Below are 18,158 nucleotides of genomic sequence, written 5' to 3'. Positions count from 1 at the left end.
GCCCGGGTCCCGCCTGCTGCCGGATCTGGCTGCAAACGTCTCCGAACGGTTTTCACGGAAGTCTTACTCCCATCCACTGCCACGAAGCCATGAGAACGGCGCTCAACGCGCGGCGCCGCTTTCACACATCTCGCTTACTGCTTGACTACGTCCAGCACGTCCTTCCTTTTGTCCTTGAACTCGTAGAGCGTGATGGCGCCCGCCTTGAGGTCGCCTTTGTCGTCGAATGCGATATGCCCGGTCAGACCGTTGAAGTCCGTCGTGGCGATCGCCGCGAGCACCTTGGGCGCTTCGATTGAATTGGCGCGCTTCATGGCATCGACGATCACGTACATCGCGTCGTACGTGAACGGCGCATAAATCTGGACCGGCGCATGAAAGCGCGCTTCGTACTTCTGCGCGAAGTCGGCGCCCTTATCCATCTTCGAAAGCGCGAGCCCCGCTTCCGAGCAGACGATGTTCTGTACGGCGTCGCCCGCAAGTTCCACGAGCTTGCCGGTGCAGACTCCGTCGCCCGCCAGAATCTTCGCCTTGATGCCGAGCGCCGCCGCTTCCTTCGCGAATGGCCCGCCCGTTACGTCCATGCCGCCGTACATCACGACATCCGGCTGGATGCGTTTGATCTTCGTGAGGATCGCCTTGAAGTTGCGCGCCTTTTCGCTCGTGGCTTCCCGGGCGGCAAGCTTCGCGCCGCCGGCCTGCGCCGTCTTCGAGAATTCATCGGCAAGGCCGCGGCCGTAGGCGCTGGCGTCGTCGACCACCACGATTCTCTTCGCGTGCAGCGTCTTGATCGCGTAATTGGCGAGCACGGGGCCTTGCAGCGCGTCGGTCGCCACGACGCGAAACGTCGTCTTGTAGCCTTGCTTCGTGTATTCGGGATTGGTCGTCGACGGCGAAATTTGCGCGATGCCCGCATCGCTGTAAATCTTCGAAGCCGGAATCGACACGCCGGAGTTCATGTGGCCGATCACCGCGACCACATGGTCGTCGACTAGACGCTGCGCGGCTTCGGTGCCCACGCGCGGATCGGCTGCATCGTCCTGGCTGTCGAGTTCGAGGCGAATGGAGCGCCCGTCGATTGTCAAACCCTGCGCGCTGATCTCTTCGAGTGCGAGTCGCGCGCCGTTTTCATTGTCCCGGCCGAGATGTGCCTGCAATCCGGTAAGCGGCGCGGCGTGACCAATTTTGACGACCATTGCTTCGCTCGCGGCGGGGGCTGCCGCGGCCGACGCTGCGGCAGGTGCGGACACCGCGCTCGCCGCCGATGCCGGTGCGCTCGCTTCGCCCTCGCCCTTCTTGCCGCATGCGGTTGCCATTGCAACCGCAGCCGCGATGGACACGGCGTAAGCAAACTTGAATCGCATCAAATAGGTCTCCTGCGCCTTTCAAAACCGTTGCCGAGAGACCCCTCCGAGCCCAAGACGGGCGCATTGTAACGCTAAATATGAGACAAGCAATATTCTTGTGTGGCGGGGTTTTCCAGCATTGCAACCCGTTTTTTTTGACGATTTTCCGCGCAAGTCGCAACCGGGTTGCGATTCGTTTTTGTGCAGCAGTTGCACCATAACGGGAACGGGTTTATTCGGCGCTTCGAAGCGTTGACGTTTGCGCCTTTGCAGCGAGGGGAAACCCTTAAATTCTTACCGAACAAAAGTCGCCCCAAAATAGTGCTTACCGTTTGGGTCTTATGTCGGCCCGAGTAGTTCCGTTCTTGAGCAAAAGCGTTCACACAGAACAAAAAAAAAACGCCCGTAGGCGCTTTTTTCGAAAGAACTATCTAACTCATTGCGGCAAGGTCAGCCCGCGCGGCAGCGGAAACGCGATGGTTTCCTCGATTCCCTCGAGCGAACGCACATTGCGCACACCGAGCTCACGCAAACGGGCGATTACCGCCTGCGCGAGCACTTCCGGCGCCGATGCGCCCGCCGTCACACCGATACGCTTTTTGCCTTCCACCCAGCGCGGATCGATCTGCGTCGGCGAATCAACCATATAGGCCGGGATGCCGCGCTTCTCGGCCACTTCGCGCAGACGGCTCGAATTCGAACTGTTCGGGCTGCCCACGACGATCACCACGTCGCATTGCGGCGCGAGGAACTTCACCGCGTCCTGACGGTTCTGCGTCGCGTAGCAGATGTCCTGCTTCTTCGGCTCCTTGATGGCCGGATACTTGGTCTTCAACGCGTCGATGATGGCGAAGGCGTCGTCGACGGAAAGGGTTGTCTGCGTGACATAGGCAATGCGGTCAGGATTGGGCAGATCGAGCTTCAGGACGTCTTCGATATCCTCGACGAGATGCATGCCCTCGCCCGACTGGCCCATCGTGCCTTCGACTTCCGGATGGCCTTTGTGGCCGATCATCACGATGTCGAAGCCTTCCTGGCGCATTTTCGCGACTTCCATGTGCACCTTGGTCACGAGCGGACACGTGGCGTCGAACACGCGCAAACCGCGCGCTTCGGCTTCGCCGCGCACCGCTTTCGACACGCCGTGCGCGCTGAAGATAAGCGTGGCGCCTTCGGGCACGTCGTCCAGTTCCTCGATGAAAATGGCGCCCTTCTTGCGCAGGTCCGACACCACGTAGGCGTTGTGGACGATTTCATGCCGCACGTAGATGGGCGCGCCGAACAGCTTGATGGCCCGCTCGACGATCTCGATCGCGCGATCCACGCCGGCGCAAAAGCCGCGCGGCTGCGCGAGCAGGATCTCGACGTCGGTATCGATCTCGTTGAGGCTTTCAGTCAGGCTCATGGCTACAGAATTCCGATGATTTTCACTTCGAAGGCCAGCGACTGGCCGGCGAGCGGGTGATTGAAGTCGAAAAGCGCCGACGTCTCGCCCACTTCCTTGAGCACGCCCGCGTAGCGCCCACCGTTGGGCGCGTTGAATTCGACGAGATCGCCGGGAGAAAAATCCTCACCGATCATGCTGTTTTCGCGCAGCGTCGCAAGCGACACGCGCTGCACGAGCTCCGGATTGCGCGGCCCGAACGCTTGCTCCGGCGTTAGCTGAAAGGTCGAATGGTGGCCGACCTTCATTCCCAGCAGAATCTCTTCCAGTGGCGGCGCGAGTTGGCCTGCGCCGAGCAGGAGGGTCGCGGGCTTGTCGGTGAACGTGTTGACGATGTCGGCGCCATCGGCCAGTGCGAGCCGGTAATGAAGCGTGACATGCGAACCGGGTTTCACCTCGGAAATATCGATGATGCTCATGAGTATTGGCTGTGACGGTTCAGTCGGAAGCGGGACGTGCGCCTGGCGCGATACTTCGGGCCGCGTGGCGGGGCGGAGCGCGCGCCGAAACCGCTATTGTAAGACAGAGTTGGGAAGCGCCGCGCTTCGCTCGAGCGGCGTAGGTGCGGTGTATCTCGCAAAAATACAGCCTTAAGATGGCCTCAGGGGAAGGAATGTCCGCCAATTTTGAGATTCTGATGCGTGAAATGGAAGCCGGCCCCGCGCTGCCGAAGCCCGTTTCCGTTCTGCCAATTTCCCAGTGGGACAAGACGGACAAGCCGCGCGAGCGTCTGTTGCAGTCCGGCGGCGACTCGTTGAGCGACGCCGCGTTGCTCGCCGTATTCTTGCGCACAGGCTTGCCGGGCAAAACGGCAGTCGATGTGGCGCGTGCGCTGCTGCGGCGCTTTGGCTCGATTCGCGGCGTGCTCGACGCGTCCGCGCTTCAGCTCCAGGAAGAGCGCGGCGTCGGCGAGGCGCGCGCAGCCACGCTTTTGGCCGTGTCGGAACTGTGTCGACGGGCGCTCATCGAGAAGGCGCGCGAACGCATGCTGCTGAACTCGCCGGGCGCGGTGGAAGACTTTCTGCGCCTGAGAATCGGCACTCAGCCCAACGAACTTTTCCTATGTATCTATCTCGATGCGCGGCATCAACTGATCGATGCGCACGTGGAAGCGAGCGGCTCGCTCACGCGGGTGGCGGTGTATCCGCGCGAGATCGTGAAGCGTGCCTTGCATCTGAACGCGGCGGGGCTGATCGTGGCGCATAATCATCCGTCTGGCGGCGTGGAGCCTAGCGCGAACGACAAGAAGCTCACCCGCACGCTGCAAGACGCGCTGAATCTCATCGACGTGAAATTGCTCGATCACATGGTGGTCGCGGGCAATGAGATTTTTTCTTTCGCGCGTGAGGGCTGGCTTTAGATTTGACCCGAAGCAGTCGAGGTTGACTAAGATAAGGACGAACGGGCTTGATATTGCTACGTTTTTCCTGCTAGAATCCACGATTCGTTTTCTCAACCCACCTGTTTCGGGCTTACGTCGTCCTCATTGGCATAACCGTGCTGCCAACTCCCCGTTCAAGGCAATCGGGCGAATTTGAGGTATCGATTGCGGGATTCCCCCAAAGTCGAGCGTTTGACTTCCGGACTCAACGTGTTTTAGGAGTGTCCTCATGGCACGCGTATGCCAAGTAACTGGGAAAGGCCCGATGTCGGGCAACAACGTTTCCCACGCAAACAACAAGACCAAGCGCCGTTTCCTGCCGAACCTGCAGAACCGCCGTTTCTTCGTTGAAAGCGAAAACCGCTGGGTGCGTCTGCGCGTCTCGAACGCCGGCCTGCGCCTGATCGACAAGAACGGTATTGACGCCGTGCTCGCAGACCTGCGCGCACGCGGTGAAATCTAAGGAGCACGCACATGGCCAAGGGCGCACGCGACAAGATCAAGCTGGAATCGACCGCAGGTACGGGTCACTTCTACACGACGACCAAGAACAAACGCAACATGCCGGAAAAGATGCTGATCAAGAAGTTCGATCCCGTCGTCCGCAAGCACGTTGAGTACAAGGAAACCAAGATCAAGTAAGCGCTTGATATTGAGAGCCTGACAAAGACACGAGAAGCCCCGCACACGCGGGGCTTTTTGTTTGTGCGCGCGATTTCTTCTTTCGCTTTCACACGTTCGCGCGCGGGTTATCCGTGCCGGTTGGGTGGCGAGCGCGTTATGCTTGCCGGCTTGCAGTCATAAAAAGCACATAGACGGAGATCGAGCAGCATGAATTTCGATGTAGCGATCGTGGGAAGCGGGCTCGCAGGCTTGAGCGTGGCGTTGAACCTGGCCGAAACGCGGCGCGTCGCGATCATCGCCAAGCGTGCGGTGAGTGTCGGCGCGAGCGACTGGGCGCAAGGCGGCATCGCGGCCGTGCTGGATTCGGCGGACAGCATCGACAATCACGTGCGCGATACGCTCGTCGCGGGCGCCGGACTTTGCGACGAAGCGGCGACGCGCTTCATCGTCGAAAACGGGCGCGCTGCAATCGAATGGCTGATCGCGGAAGGCGTACCCTTCACGCGCGATGTCTCCGCGGAACTCGGCTTCCATCTGACGCGCGAAGGCGGCCATAGCCATCGGCGGATCATTCATGCCGCGGATGCCACCGGCCACGCGGTCGTCACGACGCTCAACGAGCGCGTGCGCAATCATCCGAACATCACGGTTCTCGAAGACCATACCGCGATAGATCTAATCACGTCCGACCGGCTCGGCTTGCCGGGGCACCGCTGTCATGGTCTCTACGCGCTGGATCTCGCGAGCGGACGAACCGTGACGATTCAAGCGCCGCACACCGTGCTCGCCACGGGCGGCGCGGGCAAGGTTTATCTGTACACGACGAATCCCGACACTGCCACCGGCGACGGCATCGCGATGGCGTGGCGCGCGGGCTGCCGCGTCGCCAACATGGAGTTCATCCAGTTTCATCCGACTTGCCTGTTTCATCCATACGCCAAGTCGTTCCTGATCTCCGAGGCCGTGCGCGGCGAAGGCGGCGTACTGCGTCTACCCGACGGCACGCGCTTCATGCCCGCGCATGACGAACGCGCCGAACTCGCGCCACGCGACATCGTCGCGCGCGCGATCGACTTCGAAATCAAGAAGCGCGGCATCGATTGCGTCTATCTCGACATCAGCCATCAGCCGCGCGCGTTTCTCGAAGAACATTTTCCGACGATCCTCGCGCGTTGCCGCGAATTCGGCATCGATATCGCGAAGGAGCCGATTCCCGTCGTGCCCGCCGCGCATTACACCTGCGGCGGCGTCGTGACGGACCTCGCGGGCCGCACGGATCGCGCGGGACTTTATGCGGTCGGCGAGACGTCGTACACAGGTCTGCATGGCGCGAACCGGCTCGCCAGCAACTCGCTGCTCGAATGTCTGGTGGTCGGGCGCGCGACGGCCGAGGCGATCGAGACGGAAGGTTATTCAGCGGGCTGCCATGCGCCGCTGCCCGACTGGGACGAAAGCCGCGTTTCCGATCCGGACGAAGAAGTCGTCGTCGCGCACAACTGGGACGAGTTACGGCGGCTGATGTGGAATTACGTGGGCATCGTGCGCACGGACAAGCGGCTGGCGCGCGCGCAGCACCGGCTTGCGCTTTTGCGCGACGAAATCCACGAGTACTACGCGAACTTCAAGGTCAGCCGCGATTTGCTGGAACTGCGCAATCTCGTGGATGTGGCGTCGCTGATCGTTGAAAGCGCGTGCTCGCGACGCGAGAGCCGCGGGCTGCACTTCAGTCGCGACTGGCCGGCGACTTTGCCGAAAGCGCTTCCGACTGTGTTGATGCCGCCGGCGGCGAGGCGGCGCGCGGTTTAGATGTCGACGCGCAGCAAGCTTAGTCTTCGATCAAGCGCATCGAAAAATCCGTTGCCCGCACGTCCTTCGTCAATGCGCCGATAGAGACGCGGTCCACGCCCGTCTCCGCAATCGCCCGCACGGTCTCGAAATTCACGCCGCCCGAAACTTCGAGCAGCGCCCTTCCCGCCGTCACGCGCACGGCTTCGCGCATGGCGTCGAGCGTGAAGTTGTCGAGCAACACAGATTCCGCGCGATGCGCCAACGCGGTTTCAAGCTGCGCCAGCGTTTCCACTTCGATCTGAATGGGCACGCCCGCGTCGAGCGCGAGCGCGGCGTCCATTGCAGCGCCGACGCCGCCCGCCGCCGCGATGTGATTTTCCTTGATCAGAATGCCGTCATAGAGCGCGAGCCGCTGATTGGCGCCGCCACCCACGCGCACCGCGTACTTCTGCGCGAGCCGCAAGCCGGGCAGCGTCTTGCGCGTGTCGAGGATGCGCGCCCGCGTGCCTTCGATGGCATCGACATAACGGCGCGTCGCCGTTGCCACGCCCGACAGCAATTGCAGGAAATTGAGGCCGTTGCGCTCGGCGGTCAGAAGCGAACGCGCCTGGCCGCGCAGCAAGACGACCGGCGTATTCGCCGTCATGCGCTCGCCTTCGCGATACCGCCATTCGACTTCGATGCTCGGATCGACGCGACGCATCACCTCGTCGAACCACGGCGCGCCGCACAGCACCGCCTCTTCCCGCACGATGATGCGCGCCGTGCGACGTGTGTCTGCTGGCACGAGACGCCCCGTATGATCGCCGCTGCCGATGTCCTCGGCGAGCGCATCGGCGACATTGCGGGCGAGCGCGGCATCAAACGCTTCGCCGTACTGCGCGCGGATCTCCGCGAATAAAGGCGAATGGTTCGTCATGCGGGCCCCACGTTCGAGAACAACGTTTGATCCTTCGCGAGATCGCCGCTCGCCTGCACACGCTTCTTGTGACGCGCGGCGAAGTCGAGCATGCGGTCGATCGGCACGCGCGCGCGCTCGGCGATAGCCGCATCGACGTGAATCTCGTTGTGGCCGCGCTCGAGGACATCGGCGAGATTGGCGAGGCCGTTCATCGCCATCCACGGACAATGCGCGCAGCTCTTGCACGTGGCGCTATTGCCGGCGGTCGGCGCTTCGATGAAGGTTTTGCCGGGCGCCGCGAGCCGCATCTTGTGCAGGATGCCGAGATCGGTCGCGACGATAAAGCGCTTTGCGTCGAGCTTGACGGCCGCATCGATCAGCTGCGTGGTCGAACCGACGACGTCCGCCAGTTGCACGACGCCTTCCGGCGATTCCGGGTGAACGAGAACCTTCGCGTCCGGATATTCGGCGCGCAAGAGCTCCAGCTCGATGCCTTTGAACTCGTCGTGCACGAGACACGAACCCTGCCACGAGAGCATGTCCGCGCCGGTCTTCTTCTGGATGTAGTTGCCGAGATGCCGGTCCGGCGCCCATAGAATCTTCTCGCCGCGCGCGTGCAGATCCGCGACGATTTCCAGTCCGATCGATGAGGTGACCATCCAGTCCGCGCGCGCCTTCACGGCCGCGCTAGTGTTCGCATACACGACGACCGTGCGGTCCGGGTGAGCATCGCAGAAAGCGGAGAATTCGTCCGGCGGACAGCCGAGGTCGAGCGAGCAGGCGGCGTCCAGATCGGGCATCAACACGCGTTTGCCGGGGCTCAGGATCTTCGATGTCTCGCCCATGAAACGCACGCCCGCGACGACCAGTGTCTTCGCGGCGTGATCGCGGCCAAAACGGGCCATTTCGAGCGAATCGGCGACGCAACCGCCCGTTTCATCGGCGAGTTCCTGGAGCTCGGAGTCCACGTAATAGTGCGCCACCAAAACCGCCTCTTCCCGATGCAACAGCGCACGGATTCGCGCCTTCAATTCGCGCTTCTCTTCGGCGGACGGCGCGTTGGGAACACGTGCCCACGCCTCGCCTACGCCGCACGTCAGGCCATGCGGCCGGTCGTATTCGACGCTCCTGATCGCTTCCATTGTTTCTGTCTCCTGTGTCCGCGCGAGTGCCGTGCCGGCGCTGACTCGTATCGATGCGCTGCCCGGCCACGCTGCAAACCTAGCGCCGCGACAAAACGCGAAATCCGCCGCCCAAAAACAAAGACCCCGCCAGAGCGGGGTCTTGTGACGTCATCAAATTTTAACGGATATCGCGATGTCAGGCGTAGCGTCGCAGGCGCATCGCGAAGTCTTGCAGAGCCTTGATGCCGCTCTCTTCCGCACGATGGCACCAGTCCTGCAATTGCACCAGCAGTTGCTCGCGCGACGCATTGGAGCGGTCCCACATTGCCGACAGGTCCTTGCGCATTTCGATATACGTGCGCAGCTTCTGGTTGTCCGAGAACAGTTCCGGCAATTGCTTGCGCTGCGGCTCGTCGAGACCGTCTTCTTCCTTATGGACCCACTTGCGCGCACCGCGCATCAACTGATATTTCTCGCGCGCACCGGCTTCCTTCAGCTTCGACAGTTCCTGTGCGTATGCGCGCTTGAGCGCCTTGCCGTAGCGCGCCATCACTTCGTAGCGGTTCGCGAGCACGGCTTGCAGCGTGTCGTTGTCGAGCACCGACTTGCTGTCCGCCAGACGCGGTGTGGGCGCGACCTTCTTCACCTTGGCGAGACCCACAGCCGACAACATGCGGATATAGAGCCAGCCGATATCGAATTCGTACCACTTGTTCGACAGCTTCGCCGACGTGGCATACGTATGGTGATTGTTATGCAGCTCTTCGCCGCCGATCAGGATACCGAGCGGGAAAATGTTCGTGCTGGCATCGGCCGAATTGAAGTTGCGATAACCCCACCAGTGCGCAAGACCGTTGACCACGCCAGCTGCCCAGAACGGAATCCAGATCATCTGCACGGCCCAGACCGACAGACCGACGATGCCGAACAGCGCGACGTCGATAACCATCATAATGCTGATGCCGAGGATCGGATAACGCGTGTAGAGATTGCGTTCGAGCCAGTCGTTCGGCGTGCCGTGACTGAACTTGCGCATGGTCTCTTCGTTTTTAGCTTCGACGCGATAAAGCTCGGCGCCTTCGAGCAGCACCTTCCAGATGCCGCGCGTTTGCGGGCTGTGCGGATCTTCTTCGGTTTCGCACTTCGCGTGATGCTTGCGGTGGATCGCCGCCCATTGGCCGGTCAGCATGCCGGTGGTCGACCAGAGCCAGAAACGGAAAAAGTGACTCGCGATCGGATGCAGGTCGAGCGCACGATGCGCCTGGCAGCGATGCAGATAGATCGTGACGCCAGCGATGGTGACGTGCGTCATCGCGAGCGTGAACAAAATGATCTGCCACCAAGAAAAGTCGAGCAATCCGTTGGCGAGAAATTCGAGAGAAGAATTCAGCAAGGCAATTTACCTATCTAGCTGTGAAATTCGGAAAAAATGGCCGGTGCAAATGACACTGAACACCGTGTTGGGCACATGAAAGAAACGCGCGCAAGTTCGATCGCATTCTACTGCATGCGTTCCAAGTCTTTGTCGTAAAGGTAGAATTTCTTGTATGGTAACAAAACGCGCAAAAACTCACGCGCCGATTTAATGCCTGTTTTCGATCCAAATCAACGGATCAAGCATCAAACCTGGGCTCCGGCCGGCGCTGCGGCGTCATCGCCGCGCCTTTCGGCATTTCCTACCGTATCGCCTAGTGCGTTGCGCGCGTCGCCAACAATCCTTATCTCGCGTTGCGCGTAGGGGATTTCAATGCCGTTGTCACAGAATAACCGCCAGACGCGACGATTTACCTGCGACTTGACGCCGCCAGTGCCCTTCGCGGCATCTTCGATCCAGAAACTCAATTCCAGATTGATGCCGTCAGCGCCAAAGCTGGCAAGCAACGCGGCGGGCGCGGGGTCCTGCAGCACGCGGTCGACATCGTGCGTGGCCTCCACGAGTAACAGCATCGCGCGTTCCACGTCGGAGCGATAACTCACCTGCACGGCAATCTTCGCGTTGCCGCGCGTCAGGAACGACGAATGGTTCTGTACCACGTCGGTGATGAGTTTTTCGTTCGGAATCAACGTTTCGATGCCGTCGAGTCCGCGAACGACGGTATAGCGCGTGCGAATCTGCGTGACCGTGCCCTGATAGTTGCTCACGTTGATCATGTCGCCAAGCCGCAGTGACCGGTCGAGCAGAATGATGAAGCCCGAGACATAGTTGCTCGCGATCTTCTGCAAGCCGAAGCCGAGCCCCACGCCGAGCGCGCCGCCGAACACGCCGAGCACCGTAATGTCGATGCCGACGATAGACAGACTGACCAATATGGCCGCGAGGATCATCAGTGCCCGCGCAACGCGGCCGAGCACGACCTTGAGATTGGCGTCGAGTGAGCGGGAGCGCATCAGCCGGTCGTCGAGCAGCGCGCCGGCCCACATCGCCACGATCAGCGTCACGCAGACCCACAGCACGCCCGATGCAAGCGACAGCAGAGTCATGTGCGCGTTGGCGAAATTGAAGCGCACGCTCGCCATCCAGCGCACGACGTCGTCCTGTATGCCCATTACGGTGAGGAGCATCACGACCCAGACGATGGTCGTCACGAGCTTTTCGAACAGAAAGAGGAGCGCGCCCGCCTCGTGCTCGGTGCCGTCGCGACTGAACACGCGGCGCGCGACATAGAACATCAGATAGATGACGGTGATGCCCAACAACGGCACCAGCGCCAGCCGCAGGAACGCGGTGTGGATGAACGGCGCGAGCAACAGTTGCGCGGCCGTCACGAACACTGTGCCGAGCAGCGGAAAGAGCGCTTTGTTCAGGCTCTCCGCGCCGAAGCGCACCGCCTCGAAGCGCGACTGGCGGCGCGCATCCAGCCGCTTGCGCAACAGCCGCGCGCACCACCACGCGACGACCAGCAGGCCGATCAGAACCGCAACCTGCCACAGCACCTCCGGTTCGCCGAAGTCGCGAAACAGGCGTTCGGAAAGATGCGTCAGGATGCGGTTCGGCATCAGCTTTCGGAAGGCGCTTCGTCTTCCGCCGCGGAAGCCTTCGGCGATTTTGCGTCGGGCACGCGTTCCAGCACGGCGGCGAAGAAGCCGTCGGTACCGTGCTTGTGCGGCCACAAGGACAAGAACTCGCCCGTGTCGAGGTCGATGCGCTGTTCCGCCAACACATCGCGCGCGGGCACGACACGGAAGTTCGGATGCGCTTCCAGGAACTGCTTCACCACGCCTTCGTTTTCGGCTTCGAGCATGCTGCACGTCGCGTAGACGAGACGCCCGCCGGGTTTGACGAGGCGCGCCGCGCTCGTGAGAATCGAGAGCTGCTTAGGCGTGAGTTCCGCAACCGTCGCGGGCGATTGCCGCCACTTCAGGTCGGGATTGCGACGCAACGTGCCCAAGCCGGAGCAGGGAGCATCGACGAGAACGCGGTCGATCTTGCCCGCGAGGCGCTTGATCTTCGCGTCGTGTTCGCTGTCGATCAGCACCGGATTCACGTTCGACAACCCGCTGCGCGCAAGACGCGGCTTGAGTTTGGCGAGACGCCGGTCGGAGACGTCGAACGCGTAGAGACGGCCGGTCGAGCGCATCATTGCGCCAAGCGCCAGCGTCTTGCCGCCCGCGCCCGCGCAGAAGTCGACGATCATCTCGCCACGGCGCGGCGCCATCAGCGAGCACAGCAACTGGCTGCCCTCGTCCTGCACTTCGATCCAGCCTTCCTGGAACGGCGCGAGGCGCGTGAGCGCGGGCTTGCCGTCCACGCGGACGCCGAACGGCGCGAACGGCATTTCGCCCGCGTCGATGCCGGCTTCGCTCAGCGCTTTCAAAACGACATCGCGGCTCGCCTTGATCGGATTCGTGCGCAGATCGAGCGGCGCCGGATAGTTCAGCGCGGCCGCGAGTTTGGCGAGTTCCTCGGCGTCGAAACGCTTGGCCATGGCCTCGTAGATCCACTGCGGCAAGTTCGTGCGTATGCGCACCGGCAAGCTCGCGGGATCGATCTTCGATACCTGCGCGAGCCATTGGTATTCGTCGGCCGAGACGTGCGGCTTGAGCGCGGTGAGACCGGCAGTCTGCATCAGCCCGAGCAGCGCGAGACGCCGCGCCTGGTTGCCGCTGCCGCTTTCGGCCAGATGCGAAAACTCCATTTTCCGGCGCAGCACGGCGAACACCGCCTCCGCGATCACGCCGCGCTCGCTGTGACCGAGCTTCGGATGCGCGCGGAAGAAACGGCTGGTCGCGGCATCGGCGGGACCTGAAAAGCGGAGTACGTCCGCCAACAGCGTTTCGGTTTGACCAATCAAAAATCCATGCAGCCTCATGCGCCCTCCCCGGCAATGTCGGCAAAGAGCCACTGTGGCTCAGAGGAACGAAGCGCGACGCGCTTTCCCTCGATGGCAAGACGCCCTTCCACGAACCAGCGCACCGCGCGTGGGTAAATCTCATGTTCGACGGCCAGCACGCGCTCGGCGAGCGTGGCGGCGTCGTCGCCGGGCAAGACCGGCACCGCGGCTTGCGCGACGATCGGACCATGATCCAGCTCGGGCGTCACGAAATGCACGCTTGCGCCGTGCACGCGCACGCCGGCATCGAGCGCTTGCTGATGCGTGCGCAAGCCCGCGAAACTCGGCAACAGCGACGGATGCACATTGAGCATGCGCCCCGAATAGCGCTCGACGAAGGCATTTGTCAAAACCCGCATGAAGCCCGCGAGCACGACGCAATCCGGTTCGAAGCGATCGATTTCCCGCGCGAGCGCGCCATCGAACGCTTCACGCGAGTCGAATTCGCGATGATCCACCACCACGCCTTGAATGCCATTCTCGGCCGCGAAGCCAAGCCCGGCGGCATCCGGCCGGTTTGAAACGACCGCGCGAACGCGAGCCGGCCAGCCTTCGCGCGCGCAAGCACGCACGACGGCCTCCATGTTGCTCCCGCGTCCGGAGATCAGAATGACGATATTTTTCATTCGCGGATTTTATCATTCGGCGACGGCGAAAATCGTGCCAATCCGATTGACGAGCGCGCAGCATCCGGCCGCGCGCGCCCGTCGATGCGTGCGAGCGTTTATAATCTAACGCTTTGCGGCGCAAGCCCTGCCCACCCACCAACGTCTATCGTGAGAGTCTTTCGCGGCCTCCCCAATGCCGAAAGCCGGTCGCCTTGTGCGCTGACCATCGGCAACTTCGACGGTGTCCATCGCGGTCATCAGGCGTTGCTCGCGCGCGTGCGCGCCGCCGCGGACGCACGCGGGCTGCCGGTCTGCGTCATGACCTTCGAGCCTCACCCGCGCGAATTCTTCAATCCGGCGGGCGCGCCGCCGCGTATCGCCATGTTGCGCGACAAGCTCGAAGCGCTGCGCACGAATGGGGTGGATCGCGTGGTGGTCGAGCATTTCAATCACACGTTCGCGAGCCAGCCGCCCGACAAGTTTGTCGAAGACACCATCGTGAAGGGGCTGCACGCGCGCTGGGTCATGATCGGCGACGACTTCCGCTACGGCGCCAAACGCGCGGGCGACTTCGAATCGCTCAAGGCAGCCGGGGAAAAACACGGCTTCGAAGTCGAGCAGATGGCAACCGTCGCGCATCCGAACGGCGCGCGCATTTCGTCGTCGTCGGTGCGCTCGTCGCTCGTCGCGGGCGACCTCGACGCCGCGCAACTCGCGCTTGGCCGTCCGTACGTCATCAGCGGCCACGTCGTGCATGGCGCCAAGCTTGGCCGCGATCTCGGCTTTCCCACGCTCAACGTGCCGATTGCGCACAAGCGGCCCGCGCTCGCCGGCATCTTCGTCGTGCGCGTGCATGGGCTTGCCAATGAACCCTTGCCCGCCGTCGCGAGTCTCGGCCTGCGCCCGACCGTCGACGACTCCGGCCGCGTGCTGCTCGAAGTCTTCGTGCTCGACTGGCATGGCGACGCCTACGGCAAGCTCGTGCGCGTCGAATTCCTGAAGAAGCTGCGCGACGAAGAAAAGTACGTCGACCTGGAAACGCTTTCCGTTGCCATCGCGAAGGACGTCGCCAGCGCGCGCGCCTACTTCGGCCTGCCGCCGGCAAGCGCGGCGGGCAGCGGCGCGACGGGCTTCGCCATTTCGGCCACCGACCGAATTAGGTGAGCGCGCGGCGCCCTTGCGCCGCCCGCTGCCCCGTCATCGAATCACTGCGCGCGTCGGCGACGCCGTCTCACCGAATTCACCGAGTCACACATGAGCGACAAGAAACAAAAAGCTGCTGCGAAATATCCCGTCAACCTGCTCGACACCCCGTTCCCCATGCGCGGCGATTTGCCCAAGCGCGAACCTGCGTGGGTGAAGGAATGGCAGGACGAAAAAATCTACGAGAAGATTCGCGCCGCCAGCAAGGGCCGCAAGAAGTTCATCCTGCACGACGGCCCGCCGTATGCGAACGGCGACATCCATCTGGGTCACGCGGTCAACAAAATTCTGAAGGACATGATCGTCAAGGCGCGCAATCTCGCGGGCTTCGACGCGGTCTACGTGCCGGGCTGGGATTGCCACGGCATGCCGATCGAAATCCAGATCGAAAAGCAGTTCGGCAAGTTGCTGCCGGCCACGGAAGTCATGCAGAAGGCGCGCGCTTATGCGAGCGAGCAGATCGAGAAACAGAAGGTCGGTTTCCGCCGTCTTGGCGTGCTCGGCGACTGGGACAATCCGTACAAGACCATGAACTTCGCGAACGAAGCCGGTGAAATCCGCGCGCTCGGCAAGATCATGGAAAAGGGCTACGTGTTCCGGGGCCTCAAGCCCGTGAACTGGTGTTTCGACTGCGGCTCGGCGCTGGCCGAAGCGGAAGTCGAATACAAGGACAAGACCGATCCGACCATCGACGTGCTGTTCGCGTTCGCCGAACCCGAAAAGACCGCGCAGGCGTTTGGTTTGCCCGCGTTGCCGAAGGCTGAAGGCGGCATCGTCATCTGGACGACCACGCCCTGGACCATTCCCGCCAATCAGGCGCTGAACGTGCATCCGGAGATCGTCTACGCACTCGTCGATACCCCGCGCGGCCTCCTCATCCTCGCGCAAGAGCGCGTCGAGGCATGCCTGCAGAACTACGGCTTGCCGGGCGAAGTCATCGCCACGACGACCGGTGCGAAGCTCGCGAACCTGCGGTTTCATCATCCGCTCGCGGCGGCGCATCCGGGCTACAAGCGCACGGCGCCCGTGTATCTCGGTGAGTACGTGACGACAGAAAGCGGCACGGGCGTCGTGCACTCGTCGCCAGCGTACGGCGTGGAAGACTTCGTGTCGTGCAAGGCGCACGGCATGTCGGACTCCGACATCGTCAGCCCCGTCATGGGCGACGGCCGCTATATCGAATCGCTGCCGCTTTTCGGCGGACTGTCGATCTGGGACGCGAATCCGCGGATCATCGAGGCGCTCGAAGGCGCGGGCTCGCTGCTCAAGACCGAGAAGTACACGCACAGCTACATGCATTGCTGGCGCCACAAGACGCCGATCATCTATCGCGCGACCTCGCAATGGTTCGCAGGCATGGACGTGACGCCGAAGGACGGCGGCAAGACGCTGCGCGAGACCGCGCTGGAAGGCGTCGAGAACACGGCATTCTATCCGTCGTGGGGCAAGCAGCGCCTTTACAGCATGATCGCGAATCGCCCGGACTGGACGCTTTCGCGTCAGCGTCAGTGGGGCGTGCCCATGGCGTTTTTCGTGCACAAGGAAACGGGCGAACTGCATCCGCGCACGCTCGAATTGCTCGAGGAAGTGGCGAAGCGCGTCGAGCAAGGCGGGATAGAAACATGGCAGGCGCTGGACCCGCGCGAGCTAATCGGCGACGACGCCAACATGTACGAAAAGAACCGCGACACGCTCGACGTCTGGTTCGACTCCGGCACCACGCATTGGCACGTACTGCGCGGCTCGCACAAAGACTCGCTGCAATTTCCGGCGGACCTGTATCTCGAAGGTTCGGACCAGCATCGCGGCTGGTTCCATTCGTCGCTGTTGACGGCATCCATGCTCGACGGCCGCCCGCCCTACGACGCGCTTCTCACGCACGGCTTCACGGTCGATGGCGAAGGCCGCAAGATGTCGAAGTCGCTCGGCAATGGCGTCGATCCGCACGAGGTGGCGAACCGTCTGGGCGCGGAAATCATTCGCTTGTGGATCGCATCGACGGACTATTCCGGCGAGCTCGCGATCTCCGAGGAAATCCTGAAGCGCGTGACGGAGACGTACCGGCGTATCCGCAACACGCTGCGCTTCTTGCTCGCCAATCTGTCCGACTTCGACTTCGAGAAGAACGCGTTGCCGGTCGAAGACTGGCTCGAAATCGATCGTTACGCGATCGCGCTGTCGCGCAATCTGCAGGACGACGCGCTCGCGCATTACGAGAAATACGAGTTCCACCCGGTCGTCGCCAAGATCGCCACGTTCTGCTCGGAAGACCTGGGCGGCTTCTATCTCGACGTGCTGAAGGATCGTCTTTACACGACGAAGCCCGATTCACGCGAGCGCCGCAGCGCGCAAACGGCGCTTTATCACATCGCGCATGGCTTGCTGCGGCTCATCGCGCCGTATTTGTCGTTCACGGCGGAAGAGGCGTACAAGGTGCTCAAGCCCGGTCAGGAAACCATCTTCACCGAGGTCTATCACGCGTATCCGGAAGTGGCGAATGCGGGCGAATTGCTCGATACGTGGACGCTCATCCGCAACGCGCGCGGCGACGTGACGAAGGCGCTGGAAGAAGCGCGGACGGCCAATCTGATCGGCTCGTCGCTGCAAGCCGAGGTGCTCGTGCGCGCAAGCGGCGCGCGTTATGACGCGCTCGCCAGTCTCGGCGATGCGTTGCGCTTCGTGCTGATCACTTCATCGGCGGCGCTCGAGCGCGTGGCGAGCGAAGCGGAAGAAGGCGTGGACGTGAGCGCATCGAGCTATCTCAAGTGCGAGCGCTGCTGGCACTACTGTGCGGATGTCGGCTCGCACGCGGATCATCCGGGACTGTGCGGCCGCTGCTTCTCCAACCTTTTCGGCGCTGGCGAAACGCGGGGCGCGGCATAATGGTTCGAACGATGTCGAAACAAACTTCCGGTAGTGGCTCACTTGCGCCGTGGCTCGGCGTCGCGCTGATCGTCATTCTGTTCGATCAGTTGACCAAGATCGCGGTGCAGAAGATTTTCGCTTACGGCGAACCGCACGCGCTCACGCCCTTCTTCAACCTGTTCCTCGTCTATAACCGCGGCGCCGCGTTCAGCTTTCTCGCGGCGGCGGGCGGCTGGCAGCGCTGGGCGTTCACGGCGCTGGGCGTGGTGGCTGCTGTCGTGATTGGCTATCTGCTCAAGAAGCACGCCGCGCAACGGCTCTTCTGCACGGCGCTCGCGCTCATCATGGGCGGCGCGATCGGCAACGTGATCGATCGTATCGCTTATGGTCACGTGATCGACTTTTTGGACTTTCACGTGCGCGCGTGGCACTGGCCCGCGTTCAACCTTGCCGACAGCGCGATTACGGTCGGCGCGGTCCTGCTCGTGTTCGACGAACTGCGGCGCGTGCGCGGTTCGCGCTGATGTTTCCGGCGCGGCTTTA

The 18,158-nt window shown here is 62.3% G+C and carries 16 protein-coding genes; 7 read left to right on the top strand and 9 right to left on the bottom strand.

What is annotated here, in order from left to right; all coding sequences use genetic code 11:
* Window positions 1-134: 134 nt before the first annotated feature.
* The 3 genes from NCT03_RS02985 to NCT03_RS02975 form a co-directional block, all read right to left on the bottom strand.
* Window positions 135-1,364 (bottom strand): branched-chain amino acid ABC transporter substrate-binding protein, encoded by a 1,230-nt coding sequence (locus NCT03_RS02985; protein WP_244827230.1) that lies wholly within the window; start codon window positions 1,362-1,364, stop codon window positions 135-137.
* A 418-nt stretch (window positions 1,365-1,782) separates the two neighbouring features.
* Window positions 1,783-2,751: a 4-hydroxy-3-methylbut-2-enyl diphosphate reductase gene (gene ispH, locus NCT03_RS02980; RefSeq protein WP_244827229.1), complete on the bottom strand. Its 969-nt coding sequence runs from the start codon at window positions 2,749-2,751 to the stop codon at window positions 1,783-1,785.
* A 2-nt stretch (window positions 2,752-2,753) separates the two neighbouring features.
* Complete coding sequence (locus NCT03_RS02975; protein WP_244827228.1) at window positions 2,754-3,209, bottom strand: FKBP-type peptidyl-prolyl cis-trans isomerase; 456 nt, start codon at window positions 3,207-3,209, stop codon at window positions 2,754-2,756.
* 194 nt (window positions 3,210-3,403) lie between these two features.
* On the opposite strand from NCT03_RS02975, the gene radC reads away from it, so the two are divergent.
* The 4 genes from radC to nadB all read left to right on the top strand — a co-directional run bounded on the left by radC (window position 3,404) and on the right by nadB (window position 6,601).
* Complete coding sequence (gene radC / locus NCT03_RS02970) at window positions 3,404-4,150, top strand: RadC family protein (RefSeq protein WP_244827227.1); 747 nt, start codon at window positions 3,404-3,406, stop codon at window positions 4,148-4,150.
* Between the two features lie 250 nt (window positions 4,151-4,400).
* Window positions 4,401-4,634: a 50S ribosomal protein L28 gene (gene rpmB, locus NCT03_RS02965; RefSeq protein ID WP_008351171.1), complete on the top strand. Its 234-nt coding sequence runs from the start codon at window positions 4,401-4,403 to the stop codon at window positions 4,632-4,634.
* A gap of 11 nt (window positions 4,635-4,645) precedes the next feature.
* The gene (rpmG, locus tag NCT03_RS02960; RefSeq protein WP_007180630.1) at window positions 4,646-4,813 is read left to right on the top strand and encodes a 50S ribosomal protein L33; all 168 of its coding nucleotides are present in this window, start codon (window positions 4,646-4,648) and stop codon (window positions 4,811-4,813) included.
* Between the two features lie 189 nt (window positions 4,814-5,002).
* Window positions 5,003-6,601 carry an L-aspartate oxidase gene (gene nadB, locus NCT03_RS02955; protein WP_250491898.1) on the top strand — a complete coding sequence of 533 codons (1,599 nt, stop codon included), beginning with the start codon at window positions 5,003-5,005 and terminating at the stop codon, window positions 6,599-6,601.
* Between the two features lie 19 nt (window positions 6,602-6,620).
* On the opposite strand, the gene nadC is transcribed toward nadB, so the two are convergent.
* The 6 genes from nadC to purN all read right to left on the bottom strand — a co-directional run bounded on the left by nadC (window position 6,621) and on the right by purN (window position 13,565).
* Window positions 6,621-7,502, bottom strand: a complete 882-nt coding sequence (gene nadC / locus NCT03_RS02950; RefSeq protein WP_250491897.1) for a carboxylating nicotinate-nucleotide diphosphorylase — start codon at window positions 7,500-7,502, stop codon at window positions 6,621-6,623.
* Window positions 7,499-8,626, bottom strand: coding sequence for a quinolinate synthase NadA (gene nadA / locus NCT03_RS02945; RefSeq protein ID WP_250491896.1), 1,128 nt, complete (start codon window positions 8,624-8,626; stop codon window positions 7,499-7,501). Before nadA ends, nadC begins: the two co-directional genes overlap by 4 nt.
* A 178-nt stretch (window positions 8,627-8,804) precedes the next feature.
* Window positions 8,805-10,001 carry a DesA family fatty acid desaturase gene (locus NCT03_RS02940; RefSeq protein WP_244827223.1) on the bottom strand — a complete coding sequence of 399 codons (1,197 nt, stop codon included), beginning with the start codon at window positions 9,999-10,001 and terminating at the stop codon, window positions 8,805-8,807.
* A 227-nt stretch (window positions 10,002-10,228) separates the two neighbouring features.
* Window positions 10,229-11,605: a mechanosensitive ion channel family protein gene (locus tag NCT03_RS02935; protein ID WP_250491895.1), complete on the bottom strand. Its 1,377-nt coding sequence runs from the start codon at window positions 11,603-11,605 to the stop codon at window positions 10,229-10,231.
* Entirely contained in the window at window positions 11,605-12,918 is a 1,314-nt protein-coding gene (locus NCT03_RS02930; RefSeq protein ID WP_244827221.1) for an RsmB/NOP family class I SAM-dependent RNA methyltransferase, read from the bottom strand. The genes NCT03_RS02935 and NCT03_RS02930 overlap by 1 nt, the downstream gene beginning before the upstream one ends.
* Window positions 12,915-13,565, bottom strand: a complete 651-nt coding sequence (purN, locus tag NCT03_RS02925) for a phosphoribosylglycinamide formyltransferase (protein WP_250491894.1) — start codon at window positions 13,563-13,565, stop codon at window positions 12,915-12,917. Before purN ends, NCT03_RS02930 begins: the two co-directional genes overlap by 4 nt.
* A 150-nt stretch (window positions 13,566-13,715) precedes the next feature.
* On the opposite strand from purN, the gene NCT03_RS02920 reads away from it, so the two are divergent.
* The 3 genes from NCT03_RS02920 (at window position 13,716) to lspA (ending at window position 18,139) form a co-directional block, all read left to right on the top strand.
* Window positions 13,716-14,711: a bifunctional riboflavin kinase/FAD synthetase gene (locus tag NCT03_RS02920; RefSeq protein ID WP_250491893.1), complete on the top strand. Its 996-nt coding sequence runs from the start codon at window positions 13,716-13,718 to the stop codon at window positions 14,709-14,711.
* A 90-nt stretch (window positions 14,712-14,801) separates the two neighbouring features.
* Window positions 14,802-17,633 (top strand): isoleucine--tRNA ligase, encoded by a 2,832-nt coding sequence (ileS, locus tag NCT03_RS02915; RefSeq protein WP_250491892.1) that lies wholly within the window; start codon window positions 14,802-14,804, stop codon window positions 17,631-17,633.
* Window positions 17,633-18,139: a signal peptidase II gene (lspA, locus tag NCT03_RS02910; protein ID WP_244827217.1), complete on the top strand. Its 507-nt coding sequence runs from the start codon at window positions 17,633-17,635 to the stop codon at window positions 18,137-18,139. The genes ileS and lspA overlap by 1 nt, the downstream gene beginning before the upstream one ends.
* Window positions 18,140-18,158: the final 19 nt, after the last annotated feature.

This window comes from Caballeronia sp. GAWG1-1, assembly GCF_023631465.1.
GTDB lineage: Bacteria > Pseudomonadota > Gammaproteobacteria > Burkholderiales > Burkholderiaceae > Caballeronia.
This window is presented reverse-complemented; position numbering and strand designations above follow the sequence as displayed.